Origin of the sequence: Flavobacterium sp. YO12 (genome assembly GCF_004119495.1) — a bacterium.
GTDB lineage: Bacteria > Bacteroidota > Bacteroidia > Flavobacteriales > Flavobacteriaceae > Flavobacterium.
Genome location: NZ_NRQU01000169.1, coordinates 1 through 232 on the forward strand (window position 1 = coordinate 1; position 232 = coordinate 232).

Here is a 232-nt window from a genome sequence, read left to right on the forward strand (position 1 = left end):
AAAATCTGCGAAGTAACCAATCCAGGAAACTGTGATGAAGTAACTTCAGTTATAGTAGTTAGCCAGCCTACAATCGATGCAGTAGCAGAAACGACATCTTCGATCAATGGTTACACAGGCGGAACAACACCAGCCTTAACGTTAAATGATAAATTAAACGGAGCAGCAGTAGTAGTGGGTACTAACCCAGGTGAGGTAAAAGTTACCCCGGTAACAGTACCAACAGGCTTAA

General features: G+C 42.7%; 1 protein-coding gene. It reads left to right on the forward strand.

From position 1 onward, the window contains the following. Positions 1-232: hypothetical protein (locus tag BOW55_RS21010; RefSeq protein WP_164975101.1), on the forward strand; the 232-nt coding region annotated here is incomplete at both ends.